Annotated in this window: 12 protein-coding genes; 8 read left to right on the forward strand and 4 right to left on the reverse strand. The window is 74.8% G+C overall.

The window, feature by feature from the left end:
• Nucleotides 1-37: 37 nt before the first annotated feature.
• Entirely contained in the window at nucleotides 38-2,740 is a 2,703-nt protein-coding gene (gene aceE / locus ACFW6A_RS01885; RefSeq protein WP_351851172.1) for a pyruvate dehydrogenase (acetyl-transferring), homodimeric type, read from the forward strand.
• 37 nt (nucleotides 2,741-2,777) lie between these two features.
• Complete coding sequence (locus tag ACFW6A_RS01890; protein WP_351851169.1) at nucleotides 2,778-3,743, forward strand: WYL domain-containing protein; 966 nt, start codon at nucleotides 2,778-2,780, stop codon at nucleotides 3,741-3,743.
• On the opposite strand, the gene ACFW6A_RS01895 is transcribed toward ACFW6A_RS01890, so the two are convergent.
• A complete protein-coding gene (locus ACFW6A_RS01895) occupies nucleotides 3,734-4,675 on the reverse strand; it encodes an SDR family oxidoreductase (protein ID WP_351851166.1) in 942 nt (313 codons plus the stop codon). The two genes, ACFW6A_RS01890 and ACFW6A_RS01895, sit on opposite strands and share 10 nt — an antisense overlap.
• Before the next feature lie 98 nt (nucleotides 4,676-4,773).
• Here ACFW6A_RS01895 and ACFW6A_RS01900 point away from each other — a divergent pair, with 98 nt between their 5' ends.
• A complete protein-coding gene (locus tag ACFW6A_RS01900) occupies nucleotides 4,774-5,301 on the forward strand; it encodes a DUF4240 domain-containing protein (protein ID WP_351851231.1) in 528 nt (175 codons plus the stop codon).
• Between the two features lie 112 nt (nucleotides 5,302-5,413).
• On the opposite strand, the gene ACFW6A_RS01905 is transcribed toward ACFW6A_RS01900, so the two are convergent.
• The gene (locus ACFW6A_RS01905; RefSeq protein WP_351851164.1) at nucleotides 5,414-6,208 is read right to left on the reverse strand and encodes an SDR family oxidoreductase; all 795 of its coding nucleotides are present in this window, start codon (nucleotides 6,206-6,208) and stop codon (nucleotides 5,414-5,416) included.
• 82 nt (nucleotides 6,209-6,290) lie between these two features.
• Here ACFW6A_RS01905 and ACFW6A_RS01910 point away from each other — a divergent pair, with 82 nt between their 5' ends.
• Entirely contained in the window at nucleotides 6,291-6,998 is a 708-nt protein-coding gene (locus ACFW6A_RS01910; RefSeq protein WP_386479022.1) for a TetR/AcrR family transcriptional regulator, read from the forward strand.
• On the opposite strand, the gene ACFW6A_RS01915 is transcribed toward ACFW6A_RS01910, so the two are convergent.
• Complete coding sequence (locus ACFW6A_RS01915; RefSeq protein ID WP_351851161.1) at nucleotides 6,991-7,491, reverse strand: GNAT family N-acetyltransferase; 501 nt, start codon at nucleotides 7,489-7,491, stop codon at nucleotides 6,991-6,993. The genes ACFW6A_RS01910 and ACFW6A_RS01915 overlap by 8 nt on opposite strands.
• A gap of 91 nt (nucleotides 7,492-7,582) precedes the next feature.
• Between ACFW6A_RS01915 and ACFW6A_RS01920 the strand changes: the two genes are divergently transcribed.
• Nucleotides 7,583-8,497, forward strand: coding sequence for a TIGR01777 family oxidoreductase (locus ACFW6A_RS01920; RefSeq protein WP_351851158.1), 915 nt, complete (start codon nucleotides 7,583-7,585; stop codon nucleotides 8,495-8,497).
• A gap of 315 nt (nucleotides 8,498-8,812) precedes the next feature.
• Nucleotides 8,813-10,108 (forward strand): NAD(P)/FAD-dependent oxidoreductase, encoded by a 1,296-nt coding sequence (locus ACFW6A_RS01925; RefSeq protein ID WP_351851228.1) that lies wholly within the window; start codon nucleotides 8,813-8,815, stop codon nucleotides 10,106-10,108.
• Between the two features lie 9 nt (nucleotides 10,109-10,117).
• Here the strand turns inward: ACFW6A_RS01925 and ACFW6A_RS01930 are convergent, their stop codons facing one another.
• On the reverse strand, nucleotides 10,118-11,611 hold the full coding sequence (locus ACFW6A_RS01930) for a regulator (RefSeq protein ID WP_351851156.1): 1,494 nt from the start codon (nucleotides 11,609-11,611) through the stop codon (nucleotides 10,118-10,120).
• Between the two features lie 330 nt (nucleotides 11,612-11,941).
• Here ACFW6A_RS01930 and lipB point away from each other — a divergent pair, with 330 nt between their 5' ends.
• On the forward strand, nucleotides 11,942-12,751 hold the full coding sequence (gene lipB / locus ACFW6A_RS01935) for a lipoyl(octanoyl) transferase LipB (protein ID WP_386479437.1): 810 nt from the start codon (nucleotides 11,942-11,944) through the stop codon (nucleotides 12,749-12,751).
• A gap of 102 nt (nucleotides 12,752-12,853) precedes the next feature.
• Nucleotides 12,854-13,807: a lipoyl synthase gene (gene lipA, locus ACFW6A_RS01940; protein ID WP_043222868.1), complete on the forward strand. Its 954-nt coding sequence runs from the start codon at nucleotides 12,854-12,856 to the stop codon at nucleotides 13,805-13,807.
• Nucleotides 13,808-13,973 lie beyond the last annotated feature (166 nt).

Here is a 13,973-nt window from a genome sequence, read left to right on the forward strand (position 1 = left end):
TTTATCTCCACCCCCATCTGTCCGGAAGGCGGCGATCATGACCGATCCCGTAGGCAAGATTCCGAGCGAGCTCGACCAGCTCCCGGACCGTGACACCGAGGAGACCGCCGAGTGGGCGGCCTCCCTGGACGCCGTCACCAAGGCCGCCGGCCCCCACCGGGCCGCCTACCTGATGCGCCGCACGCTCCAGCACGCGGAGGGCGCGGGCCTGGCCCTGCCCAAGCTCCTGGAGACGGACTACCTCAACACCATCCCCACCTCCGCCGAGCCGGTCATCGACGGCGACGAGGAGATGGAGCGGAAGATCACCGCGTGGAACCGCTGGAACGCGGCCGCGATGGTCACCCGCGGCTCCAAGCACGGCGTCGGCGGCCACATCGCCACCTTCGCCTCCGCGGCCTGGCTCTACGAGACCGGCTTCAACCACTTCTTCAAGGGCAAGGAGGGCGACGGTTCGGGCGACCAGCTCTACATCCAGGGCCACGCCTCCCCCGGCATCTACGCCCGCGCCTTCCTCGACGGCCGCCTGGGCGAGTCGCACCTCGACAACTTCCGGCAGGAGTCGGGCGGCAACGGCCTGCCCTCCTACCCGCACCCGCGCCGGCTGCCCTGGCTGTGGGAGTTCCCCACCGTCTCCATGGGCCTCGGCCCGCTCTCCGCGATCTACCAGGCGCGCTTCAACCGCTACCTGACCAACCGCGCCATCAAGGACGTCTCCGCCTCGCACGTGTGGGCCTTCCTCGGCGACGGCGAGATGGACGAGCCCGAGTCGACCGCCGCCCTCGCGCTGGCGGCCCGCGAGGGTCTGGACAACCTGACCTTCGTCATCAACTGCAACCTGCAGCGCCTCGACGGCCCGGTCCGCGCCAACTTCAAGATCGTGCAGGAGCTGGAGGCCCAGTTCCGCGGCGCCGGCTGGAACGTCGTGAAGACCCTCTGGGGCAACGCCTGGGACGAGCTGTTCGCGCTCGACACCACCGGCGCCCTGGTCCGCCGCCTCCGCGAGGTGCCGGACGCGCAGGTCCAGACGTACCAGACCCGCGACGCCGCCTACATCCGCCAGGACTTCTTCGGCAAGGACCCGGCGCTGGTCGCGATGGCGCAGCTGCTCTCGGACGACAAGATCCTGGAGTGCTTCCACCTCTCGCGCGGTGGCCACGAGCCGCGCAAGGTGTACGCCGCGTACAAGGCCGCCCTGGAGTTCAAGGGCGCCCCGACCGTGATCCTGGCGCAGACCGTCAAGGGCTTCACCCTGGGTGAGGGCTTCGCGTCGAAGAACGCGAACCACCAGATGAAGAAGCTCACCACCGACGAGTTCAAGAACATGCGCGACCTCCTCGAACTCCCCATCTCGGACGCGCAGTTCGTCGACGGCGTGGTGCCCTACGGCCACCCGGGCGCCGACGCCCCCGAGGTCCGCTACCTCCAGGAGCGCCGCGCGGCCCTCGGCGGCCCCGCCCCGGCCCGCCGCGTCCACCCGGTCGCCCCGCTCCCGGCCCCGTCCGAGAAGGCCTTCGCCTCCTTCGACAAGGGCTCCGGCTCGCAGTCGGTCGCCACCACGATGGCCTTCGTCCGCCTGGTGAAGGACCTGGTCCGCGACAAGGAGACCGGCAAGCGCTGGGTCCCGATCGTCCCGGACGAGGCCCGCACCTTCGGCATGGAGTCCCTCTTCCCCTCGCTCGGCATCTACTCGCCGAAGGGCCAGACGTACGAGCCGGTCGACCGCGACCAGCTGATGTACTACAAGGAGGCCGTCAACGGCCAGATCCTGAACGAGGGCATCACCGAGGCCGGCTCGATGGCCGACTTCATCGCCGCGTCGACCGCGTACTCCACGCACGGCGAGACGATGATCCCGTTCTACATCTTCTACTCGATGTTCGGCTGGCAGCGGACCGCCGACCAGATGTGGCAGCTCGGCGACCAGCTCGGCCGCGGCTTCCTCGTCGGCGCCACCGCCGGCCGCACCACCCTGACCGGTGAGGGCCTCCAGCACGCCGACGGCCACTCCCCCGTCATCGCGGCCACCAACCCGGCCGCCCTGACCTACGACCCGGCGTTCGCCTACGAGGTCGCGGCGATCGTCAAGGAGGGTCTGCGCCGGATGTACGGCGAGGCCGCGCCGGGCGAGGACCAGGACGTCTTCTACTACCTGACGGTCTACAACGAGCCGATGCCGCAGCCGGCCAAGCCGGGCCACGCGGGCGTCGACGAGGGCATCGTCAAGGGCCTGTACCGCTTCAACACCGCCGAGTCGGCCGGCCTCACCGTGCCCGCCAACGCCCCGCGGATCCAGCTGCTCGGCTCGGGCACCGCGATCCACTGGGCGCTGGAGGCGCAGAAGCTGCTCGCCGAGGAGTGGGGCGTGGCCGCCGACGTGTGGTCCGCCACCTCCTGGACCGAGCTGCGCCGCGACGCGCTGGAGGCGGACGCCGCCCTGCTGCGCGGCGAGGAGCGGGTGCCGTACCTGCGCCAGGTCCTCGCGGGCGTCGAGTCGCCGGTCCTGGCGGTCTCCGACTACATGCGCCAGGTCCCGGACCAGATCGCGCAGTGGGTCGAGCAGGACTACTCGTCGCTGGGCGCCGACGGCTTCGGCCTCTCGGACACCCGCGCCGCGGCCCGCCGCCACTTCGGCGTCGACGCCCAGTCGATCGTGGCCGCCTCCCTGGCGCAGCTGGCCCGCCGCGGCGAGGTCCCGGCGACGGCCGTGAAGGAGGCGCGCGAGCGCTACGGCCTGTAGGGGCCGCCTGTCGGTGGCGGCGCGCATGATGTGACGTATGCGCGCCGCCCGACTCATCAAGATGGTCCTGCTGCTCCAGAACCGCGCCTCCATGACGGCGGCCGAGCTCGCCGCCGAGCTGGAGGTGTCGGAGCGGACCGTCACCCGTGATGCCCTCGCCCTCTCGGAGGCGGGGGTTCCGGTGTTTTCGGAGCGGGGCAGGACCGGCGGGTACCGGCTGGTCGGCGGGTACCGCACCCGGCTGACCGGGCTGGCGAAGGACGAGGCGGAGGCGCTGTTCCTCTCCGGGCTGCCGGGCGCCCTGCGGGACATGGGGCTCCAGGACGCGGCCTCGGCGGCCCGGCTGAAGGTGTCGGCGGCGCTGCTGCCCTCGCTGGCGGACGCGCCGGGTTCGGCGGCCCGCCGCTTCCACCTGGACGCGCCCGGCTGGTACCAGGAGCCGGAGACGCCGGAGCTGCTGCCGGCGGTGGCGGAGGCGGTCTGGGACGACCGGCGGCTGTCGGCGCGGTACCGGCGGGGCGACGGCGAGGAGGTCGAGCGGGAGCTGGAGCCGTACGGGCTCGTCCTGAAGGCGGGGGTCTGGTACGCGTGCGCCCGCGCGGAGGGTTCGTACCGCACCTACCGGGTGGACCGGTTCACGGCGGTGGCGGTCGGCGGGGAGCGCTTCGAGCGGGACCCCGGCTTCGATCTGGCGGCCTTCTGGGCGGAGCGGGCGGCGGAGTTCGCACGCTCGCTGCTGCGGGGCGAGGTGGTGCTGCGGCTGACGGAGGCGGGGGCGCGCCGGCTGCCGTACGTGACGGACCGGGCGGCGGCGGAGGAGTCGCTGGCGGCTGCCGTGCCGGACGGCGGCGGGCGGCTGACGGCGACGCTCCGGGTGGAGAGCGAGGAGGTCGCCTTCGGGCAGCTCTTCGGGCTCGGCCCGGAGGCGGAGGTGGTGGCCCCCGCCTCCCTGCGCGCGCGGTTCGCCGAGGCGGCGCGGGCGGCGGCCGAGCGTTACCGGTAGTCCTCGACCCGGGTGTCCGGGTCGGTCTCCTTGGCCAGGATGAAGCCCCAGGAGTCGGGCCGGGAGCCGTCCTCGTCGGTGAGGCCGTACTCGCGGGCGAGCCGGCCGCTGTCGAGCGACTGCCCGTTCCAGCGGGCGCGGTCGGGGTCGGCGGCGAGGGCGGCGACGCCCCGGCCGACGTAGACCGGGGACTCGGAGACGGCGAAGTCGGGGAGCTGCTTCGTGGCGTCCCGCCAGTTCTCCTCGGTGACGCCGAAGTGGGCGAGCATCTGCTCGGAGCGGAGCCAGCCGGGGCTGACGGAGACGGCGGTGCCGCCGGTCTCGGCGAGTTCCTCCGCGAGGCCGAAGGCCATCCGGATGGGAGCGTTCTTGGCGAGGTCGTAGAAGAGGTTCTCGCGGTAGTGGGTGCCGTTGTAGGCGCCGGTGCCGTCGGTGACCTCGACGACGAGGCCGCCGGGGTGGCGGTTGAGGAGCGGCAGCGCGGTGTGCGAGGTGACGAGGTGGGTGCGCACGCCGAGTTCGAGCATCCGCAGGCCTGCGGCGAGGTCGACGTCCCAGGTCCTCTTGCCGAAGGTGTCGACGATGAGGTGCTCGCCGCCCCACACGTCGTTGACGAGGACGTCGAGCCGGCCGCGCTCGCGGTCGATCCGGTCGACGAGGGCACGGACCTGTTCCGGGTCGAGGTGGTCGGTGGGGACGGCGACGCCCTCGCCGCCGGCGGCGGTGACCAGTTCGGCGGTCTCCTCGATGGTCTCGGTGGCGCGGCCGACCTCGCTGAGCTTCTCGCGGGTGGTGCGGCCGGTGACGTAGACGGTGGCGCCGGCGGCGCCGAGCTGGACGGCGATGGCCCGTCCGGCGCCCCGGGTGGCCCCGGCGACGAGGCAGATCCGTCCGTGCAGCGGGGTGGGGGCGGTGGTCTTGTCGGTCGTCATGGTGCTCAGGCTGACAGGAAAGCCCGACATCTTCTGTCTGGATTGATTCCGGATTTCCGGGTGCGTCGCCGTGCCGGACACAGGATGCTGGTCCCGTGATGGACGAGACCGAGTTCTGGGAGATCATCGACGCCACCCGCGCGGACGCCGAGGGCGACGCCGAGGAGCAGGCGGATCTGCTCGTGGAACGGCTGACCCGGCTGGATCCGGACACGGTGCTCGACTACGCCCGCCATTTCGAGGCCCGGTTCAACCGCGCGTACCACTGGGACGTGTGGGGCGCGGCGGCGGTGCTGCTCGACGGGGCGGGGACGGCCGAGGAGGGCTTCGACGCCTTCCGCTGCTGGCTGATCGGCCAGGGCCGGGAGGTGTACGAGGGCGGGGTCGCCGATCCGGACGGGCTCGCGGAGCTCCTGGAGGAGTTCGATCCCGAGCTGGACGGGGACGGCGAGGAGCTGGGCTTCGCGGCGGACGAGGCGTACGAGACGCTGACCGGGACGGAGACGCCGGACCTGGGCCTCGTGGTGCCGTACGGGGAGCCGGAGGGCGCGCCGCTGGACCTGGCGGACGAGGCGGCGCTGGCGGCCCGCCTGCCCCGGCTGTGGGAGCGCTTCGGGGCCGGGTAGGCCGGGGCCGGGCGGGCCGAAGGCCCCGGCGGGGGTTCCGGGGCCTTCGGCGGTGCGGGGGTCGCGTGCGGCCCGTCGCGGCCGGCGGACCCGCGCGGGGTGCGCGGGGGGATCAGAAGTGGGTGCCGCCGTCGATGCGGACCTCGGTGCCGGTGATGAAGCGGCCGTCCTCGCTGGCGAGCATCGCGACGACGCCGGCGACGGTCTCGGGGCCGGCGAAGCCCTGGCCGAGGGCGGGGGCGAGCTTCATGAAGAGCGACATGTCGGCGTCGGCGGGCAGGCCGGGGCCCATGGACTGCTTGCTGGCGCCGGAGCCGTCGGTCATGCCGGAGGAGATGGAGCCGGGCTGGACGGCGGTGAAGCGGATGCCCCGCTTGGCGTACTCGGCGGCGAGCGCGTGGGTCATGGACTGGATGCCGCCCTTGCTGGCCGCGTAGGCCGCCATGTAGGGGTGGGCGAACGTCGCGGAGGTGGAGGAGAAGTTGACGACGGCGGAGCCGTCGCCCTCCAGGAGCGCCGGGATCGCCTCGCGGATCATGAGGAAGGTGCCGGTCAGGTTGATCCGGAGCACCTGCTCGAAGGAGTCGAGGCCGGTCTCGTGGGTGTGCGAGGAGCGGAGCACGCCGGCCGCGTTGACCAGCACGTCCAGGCCGCCGAGGGCGGTGACGGCGGCGGCGACGCCGGCGCGCACGGACTCCTCGTCGGCGACGTTCACGACGACCGTGGTGAGGCGCTCCGCCGCCTCGCCCGCCTTGGCGACGGTGTCCTCGAGTCCGTCCTCGCTGATGTCGGCGGCGACGACGCGGCCGCCCTCGGCGAGCATGCGCAGGACGGTGGCCTGGCCGATGCCGGAGCCGCCGCCGGTGACGAGTGCGCGGCGTCCTTCGTAACGGGTGAGCTGGTTCATGGCGGCAACCTCTCGATGTCAAGCTTTCTTGCTTGCTTGCCACCGTACGCCTATGTGGCACGTTTTGCCACACCTGCATTTCATGCACTCAGGGGGCGCGGGGGCGTACCCTCGTACGGTGAGCAACCCACCCGGTCCGACGGCCGCGACGCCCTCCCTGACCCAGCGCCGCAAGGCCGCCACCCAGCTGGACATCGCCCGCGCGGCGGCCGAGCTGTTCACCGAGCACGGGCCCGACGGCACCACCGCGGAGGCCATCGCCCAGCGGGCCGGGGTCGCACTGCGCACCTTCTACCGCTACTTCCGCTCCAAGCAGGACGCCGTCGCCCCGCTCCTCGCGGGCGGCGCCGACCGCTGGCGGGAGTCCCTCGCCGCCACCGCCCCGGGCGTGCCGCTGCCGGCCGCGCTGGAGGGCTCGGTCTCCGCCTCCCTCACCCCGCTGGACGCGGCCGGCGCGGAGGGGCTGCGCTGGACCCGGGGCCTGCTGCGCGCCTCGGCCGAGGACCCGGCGCTGCGGGCCGTCTGGTACCGGGTCAACCAGGAGTCGGAGGAGCGGCTCCGCGAGGTGCTGGCCGCCCTCGCAGGACCGGAGGCCGACCCGCTGGAGGTGCGGCTCGCCGCCGCGGCCGCCACGGACGCGATCCGCATCGCCCTGGAGAGCTGGGCCGAGTCCGACGCCCCCGTCGAGGGCCCCGGCTCCCCCGCCGCCCTCGCCCTGCGCTGCCTGCGCGAGCTGATGGGCGGTGTGGCGCTGTGGAACGGCGGCCGGACCAGCCGGCCGGCTAGCTGAGGGACCGGCCCATCAGGACGTCGTCGACGGGCCTGCCGCCGAGGACGAACTCGCCCGGCAGCACCCCCTCGACCGCGAAGCCCTCGGCCTCGTAGAGCGCGCGGGCCGGGACGTTGTGCCCCAGGACCCGCAGGGTGATCCGGGTGGCCCCGTCGGCGCGGGCCTTCGCGAGGGCGGCGCGCAGCAGGGCGCGGCCCACCCCCTGGCCCCGGGCCCCGTCGGCGACGGCGAGGCCCTGGATCTGGCGGACGTGGGCGTTGGCTTCGAGCGGCGTCGGCCGCGCCACCCGCACGTACCCGAGGAGGACCCCGCCCCGCTCGGCGACCAGGTGCTCGGCGGGCCGGTGGCGCTCGTCGAAGAAAGGCGGGTACGGCTCCGAGGGCGCGGGCAGCACCGCGTGCAGCGGCGACCAGGCCGCCCGGTCGAGCGCGCCCAGCGGCTCGTCGTCGCCCGCCCGGGCGCCTCGGATCACGAAGGTCTCCGGCACGGTCATGACGGCCACTCTGCCACGCCCGCGCCGTCGGCGGGCGGTCACCGGCGCCACCTGCCGCACCCGCCGGGCCGGCAGCGGGCAGGATGGGGCCATGCAGCCTTCCGCCCTCCGCAAGCGCGTCGCCGTCACCGGGGCCTCCGGCCTCATCGGCGCCGCCCTCGTCCGCTCCCTGCGCGCCGACGGGCACGACGTGCTCCGGCTCGTCCGCCGCCCCGCCCGGACCGCCGACGAGGTCGAGTGGGACCCGCAGCGGCTGTACGTGGACGGCGCCGGGCTCACCGGCGTCGACGCGGTCGTGCACCTGGCGGGCGCGGGCGTCGGCGAGCGCCGGTGGACCGAGGCGTACAAGAAGGAGATCCGGGACAGCCGGGTGCTCGGCACCACCGCGATCGCCCGGGCCCTCGCCGGGCTCGCCGAGCCGCCGGAGGCGCTGGTCTGCGGCACCGCCCTCGGCTGGTACGGCGACACCGGCAGCCGCACGGTGGACGAGAGCGCCCCGGCCGGCACCGGCTTCCTGCCCTCGGTCTGCGTCGAGTGGGAGGCCGCGGCGGCCCCCGCCGAGGAGGCCGGCATCCGGGTGACGTACGCCCGCACCGGTCTGGTGGTGGCCCGTCAGGGCGGCGCCTGGGGGCGGCTCTTCCCCGTCTTCCGCGCCGGACTCGGCGGCCGGATGGGCGACGGGCGCCAGTACTGGTCCTTCATCTCGCTGCACGACGAGGTCGCCGCCCTGCGCCACCTGATCGACACCCCCTCGCTCTCCGGCCCGGTGAACCTCACCGCCCCCGAACCCGTCACCAACCGGGAGGTGACCGCGGCGATGGGCCGGGTGCTGCGCCGCCCGACCCCCTTCCCGGTCCCCGCGCCCGCGCTGAAGCTGGTCCTCGGCGACTTCGCGGCGGACGTCCTCGGGTCCCAGCGGGTGGTCCCGCAGCGGCTGCTCTCCTCCGGCTTCGCCTTCGCCTTCCCCACCATCGACGAGGCGATCCGGGCCGCCGCACCCCGCTGACCGGGGCCCGCGCGCTCCCTGCGCTCCCCCGTGCTCCGGCAAGCCCGCCGCGCGCGGGCCCGCCGCCGTGGGAGCGCTGCCTACCCTCGGTGCCCACCAGTCGACACGGATCGCGAACTCGGGCATTCCGGGGGCCCGTTGGGGGCATAGGCCACCAACAGGCGGCGCAGACCTGGGGAGGGGCACGTGCTCAGTACCGCACGCAGCGCACAGCAGGCACAGCACGCGGACGACGTCTCGGAGGGCACCTCCGTGCCGGAGGCCGCGCGGGGCACGGCCGTCCCGCGGCCCCGGCGGGCCGCCGGGGGCGGCGACGTGCCCGGGGAGGTCGACGTCGTCGTCGTGGGCGCCGGTCTCGCGGGGCTCACGGCGGCCCGGCGGCTGACCGGGGCGGGGCTCTCGGTCGCCGTCCTGGAGGCCGAGCCGTCCCTCGGCGGCCGGCACGCCACCGCCGTGACGGACGGCTTCCGGCTCGACCGGGTGGGCCGGCTGCTCACCCTCTCCGCGGAGGAGCTGCGGGACCTGCCGGGCCTGGCGGGCGTGGTGCCGCGCCCCTTCGCGCCCGGGGTGCTGATCCACTCCGACGGGCGGTACGCGCGCTGGGGCGCCCCGCACCCGAGGGCCCGCAGGGGCGCGTTCACCGTGGCGCGCGCCCTCGCGAGCGCCCCCCGGCACCCGGCGGCCTCGCTGGACCAGGCGCGGCTCGGCGCCTCGCTGGTGCGGCTCGCGGCGACCCCGACGCAGCGGCTGCTCGCCCGGCCGGAACGGACCGCGCGCGAGGCGCTGTCGGGCCGGCTGCCGGCCAGGACCGTGCAGACGGTGCTGCGCCCGCTCCTCGCGGCGCTGCTCGCCGACCCGGACCTGGCGGTGTCGAGCCGGCGGGCGGACCTGGCGCTGCGGGCCTTCGCCCGGGGCCGGGTGTCGGTGCCGGAGGGCGGCACGGGGGTGCTGCCGGAGCGGCTCGCGGGGCTGCTGCCGCCGGGCACGGTGCGGACCGGCGTCCGGGTCACCCGGGTGTCGGCGGCGCGGGTGGTCACGGCGGAGCACGGGGCGGTCGGCTGCCGGGCGGTGGTCCTGGCGACGGGGGCGCGGTCGGCGGCGGAACTCCTGCCGGGCCTGCGGGTCCCGGCGTACCACCCGGTGACGGTGCTGCACCACACGGCGCCGGCGGCGCCGACGGCGGACCCGGCGCTGCTCCTGGAGTCGGACCCGGGCGGTCCGGTGGCGCACACGGCGGTGATGAGCGCGGTGGACCCGACGCGGGCGCCGGCGGGCCGGCCGCTGATCACCTCGACGGTCCTCGGGACGCCGCCGGACGACGCCGAGCGGCGGGTCCGCAAGCACCTGGCGGCGCTGTACGGGACCTCCACCGACGAGTGGGAGCTGCTGGCCCTGCACCACACCCGGGACGCGGTCCTGGCCACGCCCCCGGCGCACGACCCGTGCCGCTCGGTGCGGCTGCTCGCGGGCCTGTACGTGTGCGGCGACCACCGGGCCGCGGGCACCCTGCGCTCCACGCTGGCCTCCGGCGAACGGGCCGCCGGCGCCGTCCTGGCCGACCTGGGCCTGTGCGCCGCGGTCCTGGAGGAGGCGGAGGAGGACGCGGCCTGACGGGCCCGGTCAGCCGAGGGCGGCCACCCGGTCGCGGTAGGTGCGGACGGGCGGGGCGTCGCGGTAGGGCTCCAGGCGGCGCTCGAAGTCGCGGACGTACTCGACCGCGCGGGCCGAGCGCATCTCGGCGGCCTGCTGGGCGGCCTCGGCGCCGAGGGCGCACGCCTGGTCCAGTTCGCCGAGGGCGAGCCGGGCGGTGGCGAGGACGACCCGGCAGAAGAGGCGGCTGCGGGCGTAGCCGGGGGCGCGGAGCTGGAGGGCCCGCTCGGCGTGCTGGGCGGCGGGGCGGTACTGCTGGAGGTCGCGGTGGCAGTGGCCGAGTTCGTCGGCGAGCTGGGCCTCGTCGAAGGGACGGGCCCAGTAGGGCACCTCGTCGCCGGGCCGGGCGGCCTCCAGGGCCCGCTCGGCGCGGACGAGGGCGGCGCTGCACGCGCGGGCCTCGGCCAGGACGGCGTGGCCGCGGGCCTCGACGGCGTGCAGCATGGCCTGGACGACGGGCGGGGCGCCGGTGCCGACGCCCTGCTGGGCGACCCGGGCGAGCTGCACGGCCTCGCGCCCGTGGCCGAGGTAGACGGCCTGGCGGCTCATGGTGAGGAGCACGTACGAGCCGTAGGCCCGGTCCCCGGCGGCCTGGGCGAGGCGCAGCGCCTGCACGAAGTAGCGCTGGGCGAGGCCGTGGGCGGCGATGTCGTACGAGGTCCAGCCGGCGAGCCGGGTGAGGTCGGCGGCGGCGGCGAAGAGGCGCCGGCCGGTGGTCTCGCCGTAGGTGCCGCGGAGCATGGGCTCGGCCTCGTGCTCCAGGTAGCGGACGAGGGCCTGGCGGGCGTGGCCGCCGCCGTAGGCGTGGTCGAGGGTGCGGAAGAGGTCGCCGACGGAGCGGAGGGCGGCGATGTCGCCGCCGGTGACGCGCTGGCCGGGGCCGCGTTCCGTACCGCGCTGGCGGGGGACGGAGAAGCGGCCCTGCGGGGGGACCCGGGGGTCCTGGCCGACCGGGCGGACCGGCCCGCCGTGGACGGCCGGGCGGACCACCGGCACGGGCGGCTGCTCGCCGCGGGCGACCCGGTCGTCGGCGCGGCCGATGAGCCAGTCGCGGCTGGGGACGACGAGACCGGCGGGGGTGAAGGCGATCTTGCGGAGTTCGGCGTGGCTGCCGGAGTCCTTGCGCCAGAGGCCGCTGACGATGTCGACGGCCTCGTCGGGGGTGGCGGCGAACTCCAGGCCGGCGTAGACGGGCGCGCAGGCGTCGAGCCCGAGGTCCTGGGCGGTGAGCCGGCGGCCGAGCCGGCGGGTGAAGACCTCGGCGATGAGGGCCGGGGTGGTGCCGCGCGGCTGCTGCCCGCGCAGCCACCGGGTCACGGAGGTCTTGTCGTACCGCAGGTCGAGCCCGTGCTCCAGGCCCAGCTGGTCCACCCTCCTGGCGAGTCCGGCGTTGGAGAACCCGGCCTCGGCGATGAGCGCGGCGAGCTGGCGGTTCGGGACGCGCTGCGGTGGTCGTTCCGTCATCGGCTGTGCGGTCTCCTGCCTTCGGGCGCAGGTGGCAGCCCGTTTGGACCCTCATGGAACGGCGTGAATGTAGCGGTGATCCCGGCCCGTACCGCCAGCTTCGCCCCACATTCATCCGATCGTGTGAGGAACCGGAACCCCCGTTGTCGCGCGGCGCTGACCTCGGCCCGGTCGGCCCCGGCGGCCTTCCGGGCCCTCCACCTGCCCGAAGGGACGCGCCGGCGCCGCCGTACAGTGGCAGGGGCGCGTAAGACGCAGGGTGCCGGGCCGGCTCCCGCCCCGGGACGATCCCCGGAACCCGGCCGCGGGCACCCGGGAGGAGGCATGGCCGTGAGTGAGCTGCAATTCGTCCGCCTGGGCTTCGGCGAGGACGCCGTCGAGTACCGGGCGGCCTGGGACAAGCAGCGCGAGGTGCACGCCGCGCGGTTCGCCGACGAGATCGTCGACACCTGTCTGCTCCTGGAGCACCCGCCGGTCTACACGGCGGGCCGGCGCACGGCGGAGAACGAGCGGCCGCTCGACGGCACCCCGGTCGTCGACGTCGACCGCGGCGGCAAGATCACCTGGCACGGCCCCGGCCAGCTGGTCGGCTACCCGATCCTCAAGCTGCCCCGCCCGGTGGACGTCGTCGCGCACGTGCGCCGCCTGGAGGAGGCGCTCATCCGCACCGCCGCCGAGTTCGGCGTGGCGACCACCCGGGTCGAGGGCCGCAGCGGGGTCTGGGTGCTGGGCGACCCGGTGGAGCAGCGGCCGTTCCCGGGCGGGCTGTCGCTGGACTTCGACCCGCGCCTCACGGACGAGGAGTTCGACCCGCGCCTGAACGGCCCCGAGTACGCCCCGTCCAACGCCGGCCAGCGCCGCGAGGACCGCAAGCTCGCCGCCATCGGCATCCGGGTCGCCAAGGGCGTCACCATGCACGGCTTCGCGCTCAACGTGAACCCGGACAACGCCTGGTTCGACCGGATCATCCCGTGCGGCATCCGCGACGCGGGCGTCACCTCGCTCGCCAACGAGCTGGGCCGCGACCTCACCATCGAGGAGGTCCTCCCGGTGGCGGAGAAGCACCTGCGGGACGTCCTGGAGAACGCGGAGCCGAAGCCGCGGGAGATCGAGCGGCCGGTGGAGACGGCGTCCGCCTGAGGAATGCCGGGCTCTGGCCACGGGTTGGCCAGACGTAGCAAGGCATGGAAGCAACGGGCGTACCCTGGTGTGCGCCGAAGAATCGAAGCTACAGGAGCCGATGTGTCCGCAGTCGCCCCCGACGGACGCAAGATGCTGCGCCTGGAGGTCCGGAACGCCCAGACCCCCATCGAGCGCAAGCCCGAGTGGATCAAGACCCGCGCGAAGATGGGTCCGGAGTACACGAAGATGCAGAGCCTCGTGAAGAGCGAGGGCCTGCACACGGTCTGCCAGGAGGCGGGCTGTCCCAACATCTTCGAGTGCTGGGAGGACCGCGAGGCGACCTTCCTCATCGGCGGTGACCAGTGCACCCGGCGCTGCGACTTCTGCCAGATCGACACCGGCAAGCCGGAGGCCCTCGACCGGGACGAGCCGCGCCGCGTGGGCGAGTCCGTGGTCACGATGGACCTGAACTACGCCACCATCACCGGCGTCGCCCGCGACGACCTGGAGGACGGCGGCGCCTGGCTGTACGCCGAGACCGTGCGCCAGATCCACCAGCAGACCGCCGAGCGCGCCGCCGGCCGCACCAAGGTCGAGCTGCTGGCCCCCGACTTCAACGCGGTGCCGGAGCTGCTGGCGGAGGTCTTCGCCTCCCGCCCCGAGGTCTTCGCGCACAACGTGGAGACGGTCCCGCGGATCTTCAAGCGGATCCGCCCCGGCTTCCGCTACGAGCGCTCGCTGGACGTCATCACCCGGGCCCGCGACTACGGTCTGGTCACGAAGTCCAACCTGATCCTCGGCATGGGCGAGACCCGCGAGGAGATCAGCGAGGCGCTCCAGCAGCTGCACGACGCCGGCTGCGAGCTCATCACGATCACCCAGTACCTGCGCCCCTCGCTCCGGCACCACCCCGTGGAGCGCTGGGTGAAGCCGCAGGAGTTCGTGGAGCTGAAGGAGGAGGCCGACGAGATCGGCTTCTCCGGCGTGATGTCGGGCCCGCTGGTCCGCTCCTCGTACCGCGCCGGACGCCTCTACCAGCAGGCGATGGAGCAGCGCAGCCGAGCCGGAGCGTAGGTTGCGGGTCCGTCCGAGGAACGAGGACGGGCACGCGGCCGGAGCGGTGGCGAGGCGGAGCGCGACCCGGGGACCGGAGCAGCGCAGCCGAGCCGGAGCGTAGGTTGCGGGTCCGTCCGAGGAACGAGGACGGGCACGCGGCCGGAGCGGTGGCGAGGCGGAGCGC

Source organism: Streptomyces sp. NPDC058758 (assembly GCF_042746075.1).
Taxonomy (GTDB): Bacteria; Actinomycetota; Actinomycetes; order Streptomycetales; family Streptomycetaceae; genus Streptomyces.

Coding starts and splice junctions, on each gene's coding strand:
- ACFW6A_RS01890 (WP_351851169.1), top strand. CDS start 2,778: ATGCGCGCCGCCCGACTCATCAAGATGGTCCTGCTGCTCCAGAACCGC.
- ACFW6A_RS01900 (WP_351851231.1), top strand. CDS start 4,774: ATGGACGAGACCGAGTTCTGGGAGATCATCGACGCCACCCGCGCGGAC.
- ACFW6A_RS01920 (WP_351851158.1), top strand. CDS start 7,583: ATGCAGCCTTCCGCCCTCCGCAAGCGCGTCGCCGTCACCGGGGCCTCC.
- aceE (WP_351851172.1), top strand. CDS start 38: ATGACCGATCCCGTAGGCAAGATTCCGAGCGAGCTCGACCAGCTCCCG.
- ACFW6A_RS01905 (WP_351851164.1), bottom strand. CDS start 6,208: ATGAACCAGCTCACCCGTTACGAAGGACGCCGCGCACTCGTCACCGGC.
- ACFW6A_RS01910 (WP_386479022.1), top strand. CDS start 6,291: ATGCACTCAGGGGGCGCGGGGGCGTACCCTCGTACGGTGAGCAACCCA.
- ACFW6A_RS01915 (WP_351851161.1), bottom strand. CDS start 7,491: ATGACCGTGCCGGAGACCTTCGTGATCCGAGGCGCCCGGGCGGGCGAC.
- ACFW6A_RS01895 (WP_351851166.1), bottom strand. CDS start 4,675: ATGACGACCGACAAGACCACCGCCCCCACCCCGCTGCACGGACGGATC.
- ACFW6A_RS01930 (WP_351851156.1), bottom strand. CDS start 11,611: ATGACGGAACGACCACCGCAGCGCGTCCCGAACCGCCAGCTCGCCGCG.